Raw genomic sequence first — 17,177 nt, forward strand, 5'->3', positions numbered from 1 at the left:
CGGTTCGGCGGTCCCTCGGGCGGGGGAGGCGGGTGTCTTGTTTTCCCCCATGCGGGGAACCGAAGTTGGCTCTCGTGTGGGAAGACGCCCGGTGTCGCCGATTCGTAGCGTGGTGGGGACGACGCGGGAGGTCCGCGTCCGGTACTTCGGGGGGACGCCGTGGCACGGATCCCATGTGTGCGTCGACGTCGGTTCGCGTTCGTGGCGGGGGCGTCGGCTGCGGCGCTGGCGCTGTCGGGCTGCTCGGGCGGGAGGGAGGACCACGAGAGGGCAGGGGCTTCCGCCTCCGCCTCGGCTTCCGCTTCCGCCTCCGCTTCCGTGCGGGCCAGTGGGGCGGCGGGCAGTGCCACGGCCGGTGCCACGGGCACGGCCGGCGCGCCGATGCCCGCGCGGGCGGCGGCCGTTGCCGCGTACCTGGACAAACACTGGCCGTCCGGTGCGGGAGGGGCGGTGGTCACGGCCAAGGACGGCGGACTCGTCGGTTGTCGGGGCCGAGGCCGAGCGAACCGGGAGGCGGGCATCGACGCCGGATGCGACACCGTCTTCGACATCGGTTCGATCACCAAGTCCTTCACCGCCGCGGCGATCCTGAAGCTGGAGACGACCGGCGCGCTGCGGGTGACGGATCCGATCTCCGACCACCTGGGGCCGGTCCCCGCCGACAAGCGCGGCATCACCGTGCACCACCTGCTCACCCACACCTCGGGTCTGCCCGAGAGCCTGGGCGACGACTACGCACCACTGAGCCGCGACGCCCTGCTCACCCGGGCGCTCGCGGCGCCCCTGGAGTCGACGCCGGGTGTCATGTTCGCGTACTCCAACGTCGGATACTCGATGTTGGCCGCGATCGTCGAGCGGGCGTCCGGCACGCCGTACCCCGAGTTCCTTGCCCGGAACCTGTTCGAGCCGGCCGGGATGACCCGCACCGGCTATCGTGCGGCCGACCCGCGACGCGACGACATCGCCGTCGAATACGACTCCGACGGTCGCGGCCACGGCACCCCGTTGGACCATCCGCGGGCGCCCGACGGCCCCTACTGGAACCTGCGCGGCAACGGCGGCCTGCTCTCCACCGCGCACGACATGTACCGCTGGTATCTCGCCCTGGACGGCGAGTCGATCCTGCCCGCCGCGGCCAAGGCGAAGATGTTCGCTCCGCACGTGTCCGAAGGCCCCGACACGACCCAGTCCTACGGCTACGGCTGGTCCATATTGCCCGGTGCTCCCGGCGTGCCCGGCCCGATCGCCACGCACAACGGCGGCAACGACCTGTCCTACGCCCGATTCCTGATCCGCCCGGCCGATCGGGTCATGGTCTTCTGGGTCACCAACCACGTCGCACGGGAGGGCAAGTGGAACCTCGACGAGCAGGACCGCGAACTCACCCTCCGCCTCGCGACGTTGACCGCGACGGACACCTGACGGCGGCGTCCGGGGACGCCCCGGGCCCGACGGCTCCTCGTGGTCGTTGCGCTCCGGGGCCTCGGCCGTCGAGGACGCGGACGTGATCGTCCGCGCCGTCCGGTCCGACGTGACGAAGCAGGCGGATGTGTCACGAACGTGTCCTGACGTGCGCCGCCTTGCAACTGGGCCGACGGCGCCCGTGTCTGAAACCTCCGAGAGCCCGCTCACCGGGAGCGGTGCCCGACTCGGAGGACGAGAGCATGCACGTTCGGAAGATTTCAGGGTTCACCCTCGCCATCGTGGCTGCCGGCCTGGCACTGACGGCCTGTGACAACGGCGGTGGCGACAAGACGCCCTCTTCCACCACCGGCTCGTCCGTCTCCACCAGCACCCCGCAATCCCGCACCTCCGTACCCGATGCCACCCCCGGCTCCGCTCGGGCCGACACCCCTTCCGGCTCCTCCCACAGCACCCCGCCGGGCACCCCCAACAAGGCCGGGGTCAAGTGCACGAACCAGATCAACTACGCCGGGGACCCGAGGCCCAACGCCGAAATCAACTCGATCGGCGAGCAGACGGGTCACTGCCCGGCACCGAAGAAGGAAGGCACGCCGTCGGGCACCCCCAACAAGGCCGGGGTGAAGTGCACGGACCAGATCAACTACGCGGGGGATACGCGGCCCAACGCCGAGATCAACTCGATCGGCGAGAAGACCGGCTACTGCCCGCCGGTCAAGCGCTGACCAACGGGCCGAGACGTACCGGGAGATGTGAACCGGGGCCGAGACCTCGTGGGCGATCCCGGATTCGGTCCGTCACCAATCCTGGTTGTGTTCCAACACGACGACGTCGTTCCCGCACCCGACGACCAACGCCCGGTTGGGGGTCACCGCCAGTACTCCATCGACCTGGTCGGGGAAGGACAACACCGTTGCCTGCCGGGAGACCAGGTCCCGGATCCGCACCGTTTCGTCGTTCGTACCGCCGGTGACGGCAACGGCCCGCCCACCGACCGGGGGCACACCAGTGCGTGTACCCGATCGGTGGATGCGGTCCCGCCGATCCCGACCACCAACGCGCCCCCGACGTGCACGACCCACCTCCACTCGAGCCCGTGATCCCGGCCGCCAGGATGACAGCCCGCCGCCCCGCCCGCCGCCGATCACCCACTCCCGCGAAACCACACGAAACGCCATACCGGCCCCGGCGCCGCGCGTCGGCGTCCACACTGGAATCGAGGATGTCGACGACGCGGGAGATCGCCATGACGCAGCCGCAGAAGCGTGGTTCGACGCAAGGGGTGCCGCGATCGACGGGGACGCGGGTGGCGGTGATCGTCGCCCTGCTGATCGTGGTGGCGCTCGCGTTCGCCGCCGGGGGCGGCGGGGTGGCCGTCGCGGTGTCGGTGGTCGTCGGCCTCGCGGAGGTGGGGCGGCGGTTGTGGGGTGCCCACCGTGCCGCGCGGGCGGCGGACGAGCGGTGGCGACACCAGGACGCGGTGGCCGCCGGACGACGGCGGACCCTGGCGGAGGTGGACGCCCTCACCGGGACACAATTCGAGGAACTGGTGGCCGACCTGTGCCGCAACGACGGCTGCACGCAGGTGCGTCGGGTCGGCGGCTCCGGGGACAACGGGGCGGACGTGTTGTGCCGCCTGCCCGACGGGCGCTTCGCGGTGATCCAGTGCAAACGCTACGCGCCCACCCGCAGGATCGCCCCCAAGGAGGTCCGCGATCTCCTCGGCGCCAAGACCCACTTCGCCGCCGACATCGCCGTCCTGGTCACCACCGGTACGTTCAGCAAGCAGTCGACAACCTTCGCCGTGGACAACGGCATCCTCGCCGTCCACCGCGACTTCTTCGGGCTGTGGAACCAGGGAACACCCCTCGCCCGACTCGCCGCCCTCAACGGAACCGGCCAAGGCCGAACCCGACGCCGACCGAAACCTCGCCACGAATGAAACCACTCCCGCCCCATTGCCGGCATCCGCGTCGACGCCGAGGCCGACGGGTGTAGCCGCCGATCACCCGCGATGGACACGCCCCCGAACACGCATCACGACGTGCTCGCGCCGGATTCGCCCCGGCGGCCCGGGGCGACACGGCGGGCGCGGCGCACGCGCCCGGGTGCGTGGCGGTGATCGACGAAGCGTGATCGGTGCGCCCGCCCGGCCGAGACGGCTCGGTCGCCGTCTCGGCCGAGGCCGGGCACCGCAGGTCACCGCGCAGGTCGTGGGCGAGACACGGTCCTACCTGGCGAGTTCGGCCGGCCGGTCGAGCCGCGTCAGCTTCTGCGGATTCCGCACCACGTAGACCCGGGTGATCCGCCCGTCCTCCACCACCAGGCTCACGGTGGACGGCTCGCCGTCGAGGTCGAGACGGCCTGCGGGCTCGCCGTTGAGCCAGACGGCCGTGGTCTCCAGCAGCGCCGACCGGTTCGCCCGCGCGAGCACCGCCGCCACCGTCTCGACCCCGTGGATCGGGGCCAGAGCGGCGGCCGCGATTCCGCCGCCGTCGGTGATCAGGACCACGTCCGGCGCCATGACCTCCATCAGCTCCCGCAACTGCCCGGTCTGGAGTGCCCGCAGGAAACGGGCCACCACCGCCTGCTGTTCGGACCGGCTCACCTGTACGCGTGGCCGCCGGGCCGCCACATGATCGCGGGCCCGACGTGCGATCTGCCGTACCGCGGCCGAGGTCTTGCCGATGGCCTCGGCGATCTCGCCGTACGGCACGTCGAAAACCTCGCGCAGTACGAACACCGCCCGCTCCGTCGGCCCGAGCGTCTCCAGCACGGTCAACATCGCCATCGAGACGCTCTCCGCGAGTTCGACGTCCTCGGCCACGTCGGGGCTGGTCAGCAGCGGTTCCGGCAGCCACTCGCCGACGTACTCCTCGCGGCTGCGCGACAACGTCCGCAAACGATTGAGGGCTTGCCGGGTGACGATCCGGACGAGGTACGCCTGCGGGTCGCGCACCTGGGACCGGTCCACATCGGCCCACCGCAGCCAGGACTCCTGGAGTACGTCCTCCGCGTCGGACGCCGACCCGAGCATCTGGTAGGCGACCGTGAAGAGCAGGCCGCGGTGGGTGACAAACGGGTCGTCGATCATGCGTTCGACGCTACCCCGGACGGCTGGGGGGCGGTGGCGAGCGGGATCTCGCAGGTGTCGGAGAAGCCCTGCGACCTGATCCCGTGGGCGACGTTGTTCCTGGTGGCCATATTGACGAAGGCGATGTAGGCGGTGAGTTCGACCATCGCCGGGGCACCGAGCCGGTCGATCAGGCTCGCGTGCATGTCGTCGGTGACGGTCGGCGGGGTGGTGGTCATGGCCTCGGCGTACGCCAGGACGTCCCGCTCCAGCGGGGTGAACACGTCCGACTCCCGCCAGCGCGGCACCTGGCTTGCCTTCGTCGGGTCCAGGTTCTGGTTCAGGGCCTGGAAGTAGCCGACGTCCAGACACCAGGCGCAGCCGACCTGCGCCGCGACGGCCATGTGCGCGAACGACTTCAGGCCCGCGTCGGCCGCGTCCCACGCGGCCAGCTTGGCGGAGAACTCCAGGTTGGCGGTCGCGACCGCGGGGCTGTGCCACACCACCTCGACGGGCTCGGCGACCGTGCCGAGCTGCCGGACCATGTTCTCGCGGAGCTCGTCGGGGAGTTCCGCCTTCGGGACGCGTAGCGTCATGCTGTCCTCCTGGGACGATCACTGCCGGCGTTTGCCGGTCGAACATGAAGACACCGCCCGGGCCGCGGGCGTGACATCGAGTCCGGCGACCGTGTTGCGGGGCGAGGTCGGCACCCGTGCGGTTGCCGCCGTGATACGGAATTCCCGGGCACGAAGCACACGTTCCTCGTCATGCCCGGTGTGGACCCACAGGCCGAGGCCGCCGGACGGAGGTCCTCACGTTCCCGCGTGCGCCCTGGCGAAGCAGGCGGGAAACGCGCACCCCGGCCGCCCGGAGAGGGACACCTCGCCGCGGACTCGACCGGCACCGCCTCGACACCACAGACTTCGACCGACACGGGCCATGGCCGCCACGCACCCAGGAGGACGACACAGTGAAGCGCATCGGCATCATCGGGGTAGGCGAAATCGGCCGGGCCATCGTGACGGGCCTGTGCGACGGGACCGACGAGTCGCCGGAGGTGTTCCTCTCCCCGCGCGGCGCCCGTGCCGCCGCGGAGTTGTCCGAGCGCTTCGAGGGTGTACGAGTGTGCACCGACAACCAGGAGGTGGTGGACCGCTCCGAGATGATCGTCATCGCCGTACGTCGCCACGACCGGCACGAGGCACTCGCCGACCTGGAGGTGGACGACGACACGATCGTGGTCAACGTGATGGCCGGGGTCGGCAACGACGACCTGCGCCGGACGCTCCGCACCGGCGCCCCGCTGGTCCGAGCCATCCCGCTGCCGACCATCCGCGAACGCCGCTCGGTCACGGTGGTGCACCCCTCGCACCCGGCGGTCGACTCCTTCTTCGCCCGGATGGGCGGAGCGCTCCCCGTCGCGGACGAGGCCGCCTTCGACGTCCTCTCCGCGTTGACCGGGACGCTCACCACCCACTACGCGTATCTCGCCACGCTCGCCTCGTGGGCCGCCGGCCACGGCATAGCCCCCGGCGACGCCGAACGCTACGTCCGCGGCCTCTTCCAGGGCGTGGGCCGCTCCCTGGGGGACGAGACCCGTTCCCTGGACGAACTCGCGGCCGACCACGAGACACCGAACGGGAGCAACGAACGCATCCGCACCACCTGGTTCGACCCGGCCAACTCCCAAGCCCTCACGACGACCCTCGACGACCTGCTCGCCGACCTCACCACATAGGCCCGGTCCCGGCCACGGCGTCACCCGACCACGGTGTCGCGGGCGGGGCCCGCCGCACCTGCGGCCGACACGGCCGGTCCGGAGTCCCCGCGAGCGACTCCGGACCCTGCCCGACCGCGGCAGTCGCCGAGCGGTCGGTGGCCCGCCCCGGCGGACGGAGGCTCAGTCGAGGGGCAACGCGCGTACCCAGGTCCGGTGTTCGTCCAGGTGTTCGTCCACCGCCAGGTTCGATTCCGCCAGTATCGCCTCGAACTCCCGGTCCGTCAGCGGGCGGCAGCGGAACTCGTGTACCCAGTGCGCGTCCGGGAATTCGTATTCGATGCGCACCGCGCGCACCCCGTCCCCGATCGGATCGGAGGCGAGGATGCTCACGGATCCGCCGGGGTGTCGGCTGATTCGGGGCAACTCGTCGTGCCAGCCGATGCCTTCGCGCTGGATCAGCACCACCCCACCGTCCGCGACGTGTGCCCGACAGGCGTCGAGCATCGCCCGGCAGGATTCGGGCTCGACCGTGTGCACCAGATAGGAGGCCAACAACACGACGTCGAAGCGCTCCTCGAGCCGCAAGTCCTCGATCGTGGACAGTATGGTCTTCGCCCCGCGCACCCGATCGAGCATCTCCGGCGACTCGTCCACCGCCGTGACCTCCCACCCGCGCTCGACCAACGCATGGGTCACCCGCCCGGCCCCACAGCCGAGTTCGAGCACGGTGCGGGCCCCCTCACGGGCGCCCAGCGCGATCATGTCCGGCTCCTCGCGCACCTTCAGCCGGTCCCACATGTCCACGGCACACCCGTCCGGCGTGAACGCCCCGGGCCCCTCGCCGCGATACCCCTCACGAATACGCGCCATGACCGATCCCTTCCCCCGAACGACACCCGGTCGCTCACGAAACGGACAGCAACGCGCCCACCCAAACCGTTCCCACCCGGAGCTGTCAACGGTTTCGACACGGTGCCGGCCGACCACGAGGGTGCCGACCGGGGTGCGTTCGGGTCTCGGCGGCGCCGCCGGGGTGTCGGTCGCCGGGACCGACCCACCGATGACCGGAATCTCCCGGCGAGCCAAACACCGCAGGGACGCGGACCCGACGCCGCGTGTCCCACCCGCACCCGGAGCGAGCACCCTTCCGGGCGTCGGGCCGCGGTGCCGGGGATGCGGGCCGCAGTCGTACGCCTCTTGTGATTTCGAAGGCCCTGCGCTTCACTGCGAGACATTGTCTCAGATTGAACTTTGTCTCGACAGGGAACGGGTGCGGGCCGCGCCATGCCCGCCGGCCGCCTCGCCCGGCCCCGGGCACCTTGTCCGCACCCCCCCACGCGCAGGAGCACACGAGCATGTCCGAACAACACCCGCACGCCGGACTTCCCTTCACCGACGACGACACCGGCATCGCCGCCGCACTCGAAGACGTCAGCATCCCCGCCCTGATGTTGTCGCTCGTGCATCTGACCGGCGACCCGTCGTGGATCCGCGGGCCGATCCGCCCACGCGGCCTCGTCCTGAACGAGGTGCAGGGCTTCCTCACCGAGGACGAGAAGGCCCGGGTCCGGGCCCAGGCCCTGGACGCCATCCGCGCCCACCGCGACAACGGCTGCGCCCTGCCCCCGCAGCCCGGCCCCGAACTGCTCCACGAGATGATGAACTGGGTCGCCTGCGCGGAGATCCCGGCCGAATACGTGCCGATGATGCTGGAGGACATGCAACTCGGGGAGCGGCCTGCCGAGTCCGTGCCCGCCCCGGGGGACGCCGCGGTCCGCGAGGCGTTCCCGGTGCTGGTCATCGGCTGCGGCCAGTCCGGCCTGCTCGCGGGCATCCGCCTCAAGCAGGCCGGGATCCCCTTCACGATCATCGAGAAGAACCCGGACGTCGGCGGCACCTGGTACGAGAACACCTACCCCGGCTGCCGCGTCGACGTCGGCAACCACTTCTATTGCTACAGCTTCGAACCCTCCGACCACTGGAGCGAGTTCTACGCCCGTCAGCCCGAACTCCAGGGCTACTTCCGCGATGTGATGGACCGTTACGGCATCGCCGAGCACGTCCGCTGGGACACCGAGGTCTCCCGGGCAGTGTGGGACGAGCCCACCGGCACCTGGCGGGTCACCACCCGCGGCCCCGACGCCCGGGAGACCACGATCACCGCCAGGGCCGTGATCTCCGCGGTCGGCCTGCTCAACCGGCCGCACATCCCGCACTTCGACGGCGCCGAGGACTTCGCCGGCCCCACGTTCCACTCCTCCCACTGGGACCACGGCGTCGACCACCGCGGCAAGCGCGTCGCGATGATCGGGGCCGGTGCGTCCGGCTTCCAGATCGCCCCCGCGATCGCCGAGGACGTCGCGCACCTGACCGTCTTCCAGCGCACCGCGCAGTGGATGTTCCCCAACCCGAACTACCACGGCAAGGTCGGTCCGGGCGTGCGGTGGGCCATGCGGCATCTGCCGTTCTACGGCCGCTGGTACCGCTTCATGATCTTCTGGCCGGGCAGCGACGGCGCGCTCGAAGGCGCCCGCATCGACCCCGAATGGCCGCACCAGGACCGCTCCGTCAGCGAACGCAACGACCGCACCCGCGAGATCTTCACCGAATGGATCCGCAGCCAGGTCGGCGACGACCCGGAACTGTTCGCCAAGGTCCTGCCCGACTACCCGGCCACCGGCAAGCGCACCCTGCAGGACAACGGCAGTTGGCTGCGCACCCTCAAGCGCGACGACGTCGACCTGGTCCGCGACCCCATCGCGCGCATCGACAAGGACGCCGTCGTCACCGCGGCCGGCACGCGCCACGAGGTCGACATCATCGTCTACGCCACCGGGTTCCAGGCCAACCGCTACCTCTACCCCATGCACGTCGTCGGCCGGGACGGCGTGGTCCTCGCCGAGCAGTGGGGCGAGACACCCACCGCGTACCTCGGCATCACGGTGCCGAACTTCCCCAACTTCTTCTGCATGTACGGCCCCGGCACCGCGCTTGCCCACGGGGGCAGCCTGATTTTCCAATCCGAATGCCAGATGCAGTACATCTCGGCCTGCCTCGACATCCTGATCGAGCGCGGCGCCCGTGCCCTCGAACCCACCCACACCGCCCACGGGGACTACGTCGCCCGACACCGCGCCGCGATCCGGCAACTGGTCTGGTCGCACCCGACCATCAAGCACTCCTACTTCAAGAACGCCGACGGCGAGGTCTACACCGCCGGCCCCTGGCGCCTCGTGGACTACTGGAACTGGACCAAGGGACCGGACCTCGACGACTACCTCGTCGACCGACCCACCACGGCAAGGCCGATCACCTTGCCGCGTAGGCCACTTGCCGGCCCCACACCCCTCGGTCTCCCCGCTCGTCGGCGCGTGAGCCGACGACCGGGGACCGTCGGTGACGGTTCCTGCCGGTAGGATCGGCTCGGCAGACGGGTGGGCAAGAGGCGGGGTGAGGGATGGCCGGCCGGGTCACGGCAGTCAGCTCCAACGCGACGTACTCGTTCGGCAAACCCAATCGCGAGTCCGTCACCCTGCTCGCCGGCCTCGGCGTCGAGGGGGATGTCCACGCGGGTGAGACGATCCGCCATCAGTTCCGGATGACCTACGAGCCGGATCTGCCCAACCTGCGCCAGGTCCACCTGATGCACGACGAACTCTTCGACGAACTCGCGCTCAAGGGCTTCGCCGTCGCCGCGGGCCAACTCGGGGAGAACATCACCACCCGCGGCGTCGACCTCCTCGGCCTGCCCACCGGCGCCCTCCTGCACCTGGGCGACAAGGCGGTGCTCGAGGTGACGGGACTGCGCAACCCGTGCGCGAAGATCAACGACTTCCGCAAGGGCCTGCTCGGCGAGGTCTTCGCCCTGGACCCCATCTCGGGAGACTTCACCTTCAAGTCCGGAATCATGGCCGTGGTCCGCCATGGCGGACCGGTCCGTCCGCACGACCCCATCGAGGTCGAACTCCCACCCACCCCGCACCACCCCTTGGAGCGCGTCTAGCGAAGAGGCGTTCTGCACACGGTCCGATGGTGGAGGGCGGTCCGGCGTCGGAGGCGACTGCGACCATCGGGTGCATGACCATGACCGAACGTGATCGTGAGGACGACTGGCTCGACTTCCTCGCGCGTTGGAGCGTCGAGTGGGCGGACGCGCAGGACCCCGACGAGCTCGAAGGTGACGATCTGGCGGCGTGCCGGGGTCGGTGGTTGGGCTTCCCGGGCGCCGACGAGGAGCGGCTGACCGCGCTGGAGAAGCGGATCGGTCGACGCCTGCCGCCCTCGTACCGCTCGTTCCTCGCGCTCACCGACGGGTGGCTGAACGCGGGGGACTTCGTGGTGCGACTGGCCGGTACAGCCGAGGTGGCGCCGCTGGACGAGGCGGAAGCCGAGCGGTACACGGGCTGCGACGGTTACCTCGGGGACAGCGAGGAACCCACCGAGGAGGACATCCACCGCTCCCGCTTGTGGCACCGGGCCCTGCACATCGACGCCGAGGCGGACGCGGGCATCCTGATGCTCGACCCGGGCGACGTCGGCCCGGACGGCGAATGGGCGGTCTACTCCTGGCACAGTTGGAAGGCCATGCCCGCGGAGCGCTTCGATTCCTTCCGCGCCTTCATGCACGACAAATACCGGGAGTTCCACGCCCTGGCGGCCGACAGCGGCATGGTCAACGACACCACCCGAGCGCTGGACGCGGAGCTGGAGCAGGCTCGCGAGGACGTGCTCGCCGGGCAATGGCAGCGGACGGTCGACGTCTTCGCGCGCGCCGAGCGGTTCGGTCGCCCCGGCGCGTGCGAACTCGGCGGCCAACTGGAGGCGTTCCTCGGACGGGACGACGCCTGGTCGAGGGTGTACCACCTGCCGATGAACCCGGCCCATCGGACCGAGACGTTACCGGCGCGCCTGGCCCGGGAGATCCGCCACCCGTGGCGACGGCCACTGGAGGTGGTCGAGGAACAACCGGTCGAGGTGCGCGAGTTGGCCCGAAGCATCGCCGACGGCGGCTTCGTCTACGAGCCCGCCGGCCCCTTCGGCGCGGTGGTGCTGCGGGCGCGTGAGGCGGCCCGGTGGGGCGACACCGACGGGGCCTGGCGGGTGCTGCGCGACGGCCTCGCGCAGTGGATCCCGCCCGCCGGGGACGTCGTGGCGCCGGTCGGTCTGCTCGCGGATCCGCTGCTCGCCCCGGTGATCACGCCGGAGCGCGGTCGGGAGTTGCTCGCCACACCCCGCGCGGGCCGTGCGGGTGTGCCGCCCGAGCCGCTGCCCGACCGGGACCCCGAGGGCCTGGACTGGCTCGCCGGGGAGACCTGGCCCTTCCGCGGCGGCTATCGCTTCGTGCTGGTCGAGGGCATCGAACCGGCGCGGCTCGTGGACCTGTTCGGCCACGAGGAGCAGAACGGGCTTGCCGCCCCCGCCACTTCGAGCGAGCTGAACGAGCGCCGGAGGCAGTCGGAGCACCGGCGCTCCGCCGATCCGTGGGACGACCGCGCCGTGATGGTGGTGGGCCGGACGGGGACGCCGGGGTGGGGCTTCGCATTCGCTCCCGAGTCCGCCGGTCCCGACGCGGACCGGTTGCGGAGCCCGGCCGCCCGGGCCTCGCGGTCCGCTTCGGGAGCGCGGGCCGTGGTGGTGTGGTGCGTCCCCGGTTCCCGCCGGGAGGACGGCGGGCCCTGGGAGCCGCCGGCCTTCCACCTCTCGATGGCCCGGGACGGCGAGATCGGGTACGCCCTCACCGTGGCGATGCCGCCGGACTTCGGGTCGACCGAGGACAGGCCGCCACGCGCGCCGATCGTGGACCGCGTCGGCACGCTGCCCCGGGCGTTCGATCCGGACCCGATGCTCGCCGAGGTCGCGGCGGTCGGGTCGGCGAAGCGCGAGCGATGCCCCGGCGAGGAGCACATGCTCCGGGCGATCGCCGAGGAGTTCGGGGTCACCTTGCCCCGCCACGCGCTGCTTCGCGGCCGACTGCACTCCTTCGAGACCGTCGGTTGGTCTCGCGGGCCCCGGCACGGCGACACTTGGCTGAGCATCGAGGGCGTTCGATAGCACGAGGTCCCCGGTCGAACGCGCCGAAGCACCCGCCGAGTTCGGGTTCCGGTCTCCGCTCGGGGTCGAGTCCGCCCCCGGATCAGGGGGCGGACTCGACCCCGACGCACGCATCCCGCCGCCGGTTCACACCCCTGCGAGGGACGCCGCAGTACCATGTGCGGCGAACCGCGTCCGCGACGCGATCGCCCGGACGGAAGAGGCCGAACCACATGACAGCGGAGTCGCCGGCACGGACCGTTCAACGCTTGTTCCCGTTGTTGGCCGAGGGCAGGACCGCAGAGGCGGCGGGATTGTTCGCCGACTCGGTGTCGTTCTCGATTCCGCACCCGCCGGGCATTCCATGGGTACCGGAGGTCGACTCGGCCGACGGCATGCGCACGTTCTTCGAACTGCTCCGGACCCACGTGCGGGCCAAGGAGTTCGACCTCCACCAGGTCGTCGCCGAGGGCGACGACGTGGTTTTCATCGGGCGGATGGTCTCCGAGGTCCGGAAGACGGGCCGCGACATCGACACAGCGTTCGCCCTGCACACCACGGTCCGAGAGGGACGGATCACCCGCTACCACCTCTACGAGGACAGCTACGCCGTGGCGCGGGCCTACTTCGACGACTGATCGCCCGGACGGACCTGCGGCCCGGCGCGAGCGTCGACGGTCGCGGCGCCGACGGCGTGGCGTCATCGGAGCTGCGGACTCCATTCGAAGAGCAGGATGGTTGCGTCGTCCCGTAGTTGGTTGCGTTGGTAGTCCAAAATGGCGTGGATGAGCAGCCGCAGCACCTCCGCCGGCCGCTGTCCGGCGGAGGAGGAGCGGATGATGAAGTCGGTGAACCGGTCGAGGCCGAACTCCGCACCGTCCGCGTCGCGAGCCTCCACCACACCGTCGGTGTAGAGCAGGACACAATCGCCCGGTTCCAGGGTCGTCTCGTGGATCTGTCGGGCCGCCGGGGCGAGTGGACCGGCCAGGCCGATCGGCGGCTGAGGGGGGCTCTCCAACGCCCGACCGAGCACCCGCCTGGCCCGGATCAGCAGCGGTGGAGGATGACCGCAATTGACCCAGCGCAGCACCCCGGTCTCGGCGTCGAGCCGACACAGCACCCCGGTGCAGAAGTGGTCCGGCAGCCACCGGGCGAGCGCATGGTCGACGGAGTCGACGACATCGGCCAGATCGGCACCGCCCCGGCGGGCGTTGCGGGCCGCCGCCATGGCGACCGACGTGGTCAGGCCGGCAGTCAGATCGTGACCCATGGCGTCGAGGATCATGGTGTGCAGGATGTTCTTGACCACCGAGTGATCGAAGGCGTCGCCCGCCACGTCGTACGCCGGTTCCAGGACCGCGGTCGAAACACACCTGCTGCTGCCGATGGTGCGCGGTGGCAGGAAGGCCCGCAGCATCTCGGCGGGCATCGCCATGGTCGCGGTGCGGGTGCGGGCGGCGAGCCAGTCGCTGTAGGCGCGCTTCGAGGTGATCAGCATGGCGAACACGTGGGCCAGCATCCGGCTGCGACGCATGCGCACCCCGTCGAGCGAGGCGGTCCGCACCGCCAGCACGCCCAGCCGCTCCGCGCCGTCGACCAGAGGCATCCAGAGGAGCAATCCGTCCTCGGCCCCGACCACCTGCACGGAGACCGTGCGGTACGCCCAGCCGGCCGAGGAGTGGTCCACCGGCAGCGACTCCTGGGCCTCGTCGAGTGGGATGAGCAGTCGTTGCTGGAGGTCGACGAGGTAGACCGACGCGGTGTCCAGGCCGAGGGCGCGGGCGCACCGGTTCGCCAGGGCGGGCAGTTCGACCGGCAGGGCGGTCTGGGCCTCGCTGATCAGCTCGTCCAGCCGATTCTCGTCGACGATGGTGTCGGGATCCGAGGACGCGCGCGCTGTGTCCGACACGGAATCACCTCTTCCCTGCCCAGTTTCACACCGATCCCGTCCTCCCTCACGTCGGCTCGTGGCGGCGGACGCGGGCGACACCGGAGTGGCCGGCCGAACTCGGCCGGACACACCTCCGGCGCGAGCCACGCGGTGGGCGCGCTCGTGTGAACCGTCGCCGAACGTGCGCCTCGGCCGCCCCGAGGAGGCGTCGGGAGCCGGCCACCGGCTGCACGGCGGTGCCTCGGCAACCGCCTGTGACCCGTGTGGGGGCGGGAACCACGGTGGCGCGGAGGGTGGTTGCCCATGTCTGATGACGACGTTTCTCATCCGGCTCACATCCGGCTCTCATGCCGCGTTCCTAGGCTGCCGATGACCCGAGGGAATCGGAAGGAATCGACGGACCATGAGCCAGGACCACGACGAAGGTCGACGCGTCAGCCGGCGCACCGCGCCGGCGGGCATCGGCAGCATCGGCCTGGGCGCGCTGCTCGGCGCCTGCTCGGGAGCGGACGGCGGCGGCAAGGCCCGGGCCACCACGACGACCGGAGCGACTGCCACGGTCTCGCCCCGGGCCACCACCCCCCCCAGGACGTCGCCAAGCTGTTCGAGGGGGCGAGCACCTGCACGCTCACTCCGCAGACCACCCAGGGCCCGTACTACTTCGACGCCGACAAGATCCGCAGCGACATCCGCGAGGAACGCGAGGGCGTCCGGCTGCGGCTGGCCGTCCGGGTCCAGGACAGTGAGACGTGCCGGGCGATCCCGAACGCGGTGGTGGAGATCTGGCACTGCGACGCGGCCGGCCTCTACTCCGGAGCCGAAACGCTCTCCGGAGGTGGTGCCCGGAGCGGCGGGGGTGGCGGTCCCGGGGGTGGTACGCCCCCGTCCGGAGCCGGCGTACCGCCCTCCCGGGCACCCGGCGGCGCACCACCCTCGGGCGCCCCGGGCGCCGGCGCCGGCGGGGGACAGGGGGACCTCACACCGCAGGACGACAACCGTTACCTGCGGGGCGCCCAGGTGACCGACAACCAGGGCATCGTGCAGTTCACCACCATCCGACCGGGTTGGTACCGGGGCCGTACCGTCCACATCCACGCCATGGTGCACGTCGACAACCAACGCACGCTGACCACCCAGATGATGATGGACGAGGCGCTCGACACCGCCGTCTTCGCCCGACAGCCGTATGCCGGGCACACCGGCCGCGACACGTTCAACGACGGCGACGGCATCTACCGGCCCACCATGCTCCTCAAGGTCGTCCGGGACGACGACGGCTACCTGGGTGTGATCACGCTCGCCGCGGATCCCGACCAGGACGGCAAGTAGGCCGCCGGGCGCCGAAGCGTCACCCCGTCGGCGCCGGGTGGGCGCTCAGCAGGTGGGCGAGGCGCGGAGGGGACGGGCGGACGGGCCCGGTCGCACCGTCACCTCGCGATGCGTCAGATGCGAGTGTCCCTCGGAGCAGGCGACGACCACGCGGACCGGCGCGCCGCAGTCGTCGTGCCGTATGTCGAGCATCGGTCCCGCCGGGTCGGCCCGATGCTTCTCGCCGAACTGCTTGAGGGCCAGCAGCACCGGCCACAGGTCCCAGCCCTTCGCGGTGACCCGGTACTCGTTGCGGGTGCGCGCTCCGGGCTCTCGGTAGGGCCGGGCGGCGAGCACACCGCCGGCGACCAGTTTGCGCAGTCGGTCGGCGAGCACGGCCTCCGACAGGCCGACGTGGCGTCGGAAGTCGTCGAACCTGCGCACGCCGTTGACGGCGTCCCGCAGGATCAGCAGCGACCACTTCTCGCCCACCAGGTCGAGCGTCCGTCGGACCGGGCATTCCGAGGGGTCGATGTCCAGCCACTTCAGGTCCATGGGAGTAGTCTGACACCTGACTTCGAAAATCGCAGTCAGTCGGCGCCGTCCGCGGCGCCGGCCACACCACGCACGGACGGCCCGTCGCGCCACGGCACGGCGGGAGGAAACCGGAGGACGGGGCATGGGCAGGTCGCGGACGTATACGTGGGACGACCCGGCGGTCACGGCGGCAGGCGCCGCGTCCATGGCCGGCCTCGATTTCCTGAAGGCGATGCTCGCCGGCAGACTTCCGGGGCCGCCGATAGCCGCCACCCTCGACTTCACGCTCGACGAGGTCGAGCACGGGCGCGCGGTGTTCTCCATGACGCCCGGTGAGGAGCACTACAACCCGATCGGCAGCGTGCACGGCGGCGTCTACGCGACGATGTTGGACTCGGCGGCCGGCTGCGCGGTGCACACGACGTTGCCCGCGGGCACGGCCTACACCTCGCTCGACCTGTCCACGAAGTTCCTGCGTCCGATCACCTTCGACACCGGCCGGATCCGCGCGGTGGGCCGGGTGCGCAGTCAGGGCCGCCGCACCGCGCTCGCGGAGGCCGAACTGCTGGACGCGAACGACCGCCTGCTCGCGCACGCCACGAGTAGCTGCATGATCTTCCCGATCCCGGGCGCGGGTTCGAGCGGCAAGCCGGGGGAGTGACCGCCGCGTCGCCGGCCCGATGACGATCCACCCACGACGCCACCGGCCGACTCGCCCGGATCACCAGGCCCCCGCCCCGGATGCGACGGTGGGCACGCGGTGTTCCCTCGGGCGTCGGGCGGGGCGCCGAGCACCGATTCGCAGGCCCATCGGTCGACACCGCCCGTCGGGTCGTCGGTGCCGGCCGGTAGCGCCGTGAGTTCGGCGAGGGCATCCTCGCCGAGCCGGCGACGCACACCGCCGCGCCGCACTGTCCGAAGCCGCCGAACGGCGTGTGCCGCGGGCTGTCGTGCCGGTCGTCGATCCGGACCGAACCGGCCCGGAGCCGACGGGCCGCCTGCGGCGCGCGCGGCACGTCCCGCGCCCGGAAGCCCTTCCCCGTAGCCCGGGCCCTGCGCCGTTTCGCCGCCGCGGACCACCGTGGCCCTCCTTGCTGCCGCTTTCGATGGAGCCGAGCTCTCGACGCGGCCGAGGATGCGATCACGCCGGACGGCGGACGCCGGGCCGAGTCGATCTGCCCCCGGATGTTCGGGCC

General features: G+C 71.2%; 16 protein-coding genes. 10 read left to right on the forward strand and 6 right to left on the reverse strand.

Annotated elements, in window-relative coordinates:
• Positions 1-318 precede the first annotated feature (318 nt).
• Both ACH4U8_RS12740 and ACH4U8_RS12745 read left to right on the forward strand, forming a co-directional pair.
• Entirely contained in the window at positions 319-1,422 is a 1,104-nt protein-coding gene (locus ACH4U8_RS12740) for a serine hydrolase domain-containing protein (RefSeq protein ID WP_395777488.1), read from the forward strand.
• 242 nt (positions 1,423-1,664) lie between these two features.
• Positions 1,665-2,147 carry a hypothetical protein gene (locus ACH4U8_RS12745; RefSeq protein ID WP_395777490.1) on the forward strand — a complete coding sequence of 161 codons (483 nt, stop codon included), beginning with the start codon at positions 1,665-1,667 and terminating at the stop codon, positions 2,145-2,147.
• 72 nt (positions 2,148-2,219) lie between these two features.
• Here the strand turns inward: ACH4U8_RS12745 and ACH4U8_RS12750 are convergent, their stop codons facing one another.
• Positions 2,220-2,426, reverse strand: a complete 207-nt coding sequence (locus ACH4U8_RS12750) for a hypothetical protein (RefSeq protein ID WP_395777492.1) — start codon at positions 2,424-2,426, stop codon at positions 2,220-2,222.
• Positions 2,427-2,668: 242 nt separating this feature from the next.
• Here ACH4U8_RS12750 and ACH4U8_RS12755 point away from each other — a divergent pair, with 242 nt between their 5' ends.
• Complete coding sequence (locus tag ACH4U8_RS12755; RefSeq protein ID WP_395777494.1) at positions 2,669-3,364, forward strand: restriction endonuclease; 696 nt, start codon at positions 2,669-2,671, stop codon at positions 3,362-3,364.
• A gap of 288 nt (positions 3,365-3,652) precedes the next feature.
• Here the strand turns inward: ACH4U8_RS12755 and ACH4U8_RS12760 are convergent, their stop codons facing one another.
• Positions 3,653-4,516, reverse strand: a complete 864-nt coding sequence (locus tag ACH4U8_RS12760; protein WP_379990487.1) for an RNA polymerase sigma-70 factor — start codon at positions 4,514-4,516, stop codon at positions 3,653-3,655.
• Positions 4,513-5,091 carry a carboxymuconolactone decarboxylase family protein gene (locus tag ACH4U8_RS12765; RefSeq protein ID WP_379990489.1) on the reverse strand — a complete coding sequence of 193 codons (579 nt, stop codon included), beginning with the start codon at positions 5,089-5,091 and terminating at the stop codon, positions 4,513-4,515. Before ACH4U8_RS12765 ends, ACH4U8_RS12760 begins: the two co-directional genes overlap by 4 nt.
• 374 nt (positions 5,092-5,465) lie before the next feature.
• On the opposite strand from ACH4U8_RS12765, the gene ACH4U8_RS12770 reads away from it, so the two are divergent.
• On the forward strand, positions 5,466-6,233 hold the full coding sequence (locus tag ACH4U8_RS12770) for an NAD(P)-binding domain-containing protein (protein WP_395777496.1): 768 nt from the start codon (positions 5,466-5,468) through the stop codon (positions 6,231-6,233).
• A gap of 162 nt (positions 6,234-6,395) precedes the next feature.
• Here ACH4U8_RS12770 and ACH4U8_RS12775 read toward each other — a convergent pair whose 3' ends face one another.
• A complete protein-coding gene (locus tag ACH4U8_RS12775; RefSeq protein ID WP_395777497.1) occupies positions 6,396-7,085 on the reverse strand; it encodes a class I SAM-dependent methyltransferase in 690 nt (229 codons plus the stop codon).
• A gap of 485 nt (positions 7,086-7,570) precedes the next feature.
• Between ACH4U8_RS12775 and ACH4U8_RS12780 the strand changes: the two genes are divergently transcribed.
• From ACH4U8_RS12780 to ACH4U8_RS12795, 4 genes are all read left to right on the forward strand, one after another.
• Complete coding sequence (locus ACH4U8_RS12780) at positions 7,571-9,631, forward strand: flavin-containing monooxygenase (RefSeq protein ID WP_395777499.1); 2,061 nt, start codon at positions 7,571-7,573, stop codon at positions 9,629-9,631.
• Between the two features lie 41 nt (positions 9,632-9,672).
• Positions 9,673-10,218, forward strand: a complete 546-nt coding sequence (locus ACH4U8_RS12785; RefSeq protein ID WP_379990493.1) for an MOSC domain-containing protein — start codon at positions 9,673-9,675, stop codon at positions 10,216-10,218.
• A gap of 74 nt (positions 10,219-10,292) precedes the next feature.
• Complete coding sequence (locus ACH4U8_RS12790) at positions 10,293-12,266, forward strand: SMI1/KNR4 family protein (protein WP_395777500.1); 1,974 nt, start codon at positions 10,293-10,295, stop codon at positions 12,264-12,266.
• 248 nt (positions 12,267-12,514) lie between these two features.
• Positions 12,515-12,883, forward strand: a complete 369-nt coding sequence (locus ACH4U8_RS12795) for a nuclear transport factor 2 family protein (protein ID WP_360322953.1) — start codon at positions 12,515-12,517, stop codon at positions 12,881-12,883.
• Between the two features lie 62 nt (positions 12,884-12,945).
• On the opposite strand, the gene ACH4U8_RS12800 is transcribed toward ACH4U8_RS12795, so the two are convergent.
• Positions 12,946-14,154: a PP2C family protein-serine/threonine phosphatase gene (locus tag ACH4U8_RS12800; RefSeq protein WP_395777502.1), complete on the reverse strand. Its 1,209-nt coding sequence runs from the start codon at positions 14,152-14,154 to the stop codon at positions 12,946-12,948.
• A 351-nt stretch (positions 14,155-14,505) separates the two neighbouring features.
• On the opposite strand from ACH4U8_RS12800, the gene ACH4U8_RS12805 reads away from it, so the two are divergent.
• Positions 14,506-15,465, forward strand: a complete 960-nt coding sequence (locus tag ACH4U8_RS12805; RefSeq protein ID WP_395777504.1) for a protocatechuate dioxygenase — start codon at positions 14,506-14,508, stop codon at positions 15,463-15,465.
• 45 nt (positions 15,466-15,510) lie between these two features.
• Here ACH4U8_RS12805 and ACH4U8_RS12810 read toward each other — a convergent pair whose 3' ends face one another.
• Positions 15,511-15,999 carry a winged helix-turn-helix transcriptional regulator gene (locus tag ACH4U8_RS12810; protein ID WP_395777506.1) on the reverse strand — a complete coding sequence of 163 codons (489 nt, stop codon included), beginning with the start codon at positions 15,997-15,999 and terminating at the stop codon, positions 15,511-15,513.
• A gap of 124 nt (positions 16,000-16,123) precedes the next feature.
• Between ACH4U8_RS12810 and ACH4U8_RS12815 the strand changes: the two genes are divergently transcribed.
• Complete coding sequence (locus tag ACH4U8_RS12815) at positions 16,124-16,642, forward strand: PaaI family thioesterase (protein ID WP_395777508.1); 519 nt, start codon at positions 16,124-16,126, stop codon at positions 16,640-16,642.
• Positions 16,643-17,177 lie beyond the last annotated feature (535 nt).

Source organism: Embleya sp. NPDC020886 (assembly GCF_044333915.1).
Lineage (GTDB): Bacteria > Actinomycetota > Actinomycetes > Streptomycetales > Streptomycetaceae > Embleya.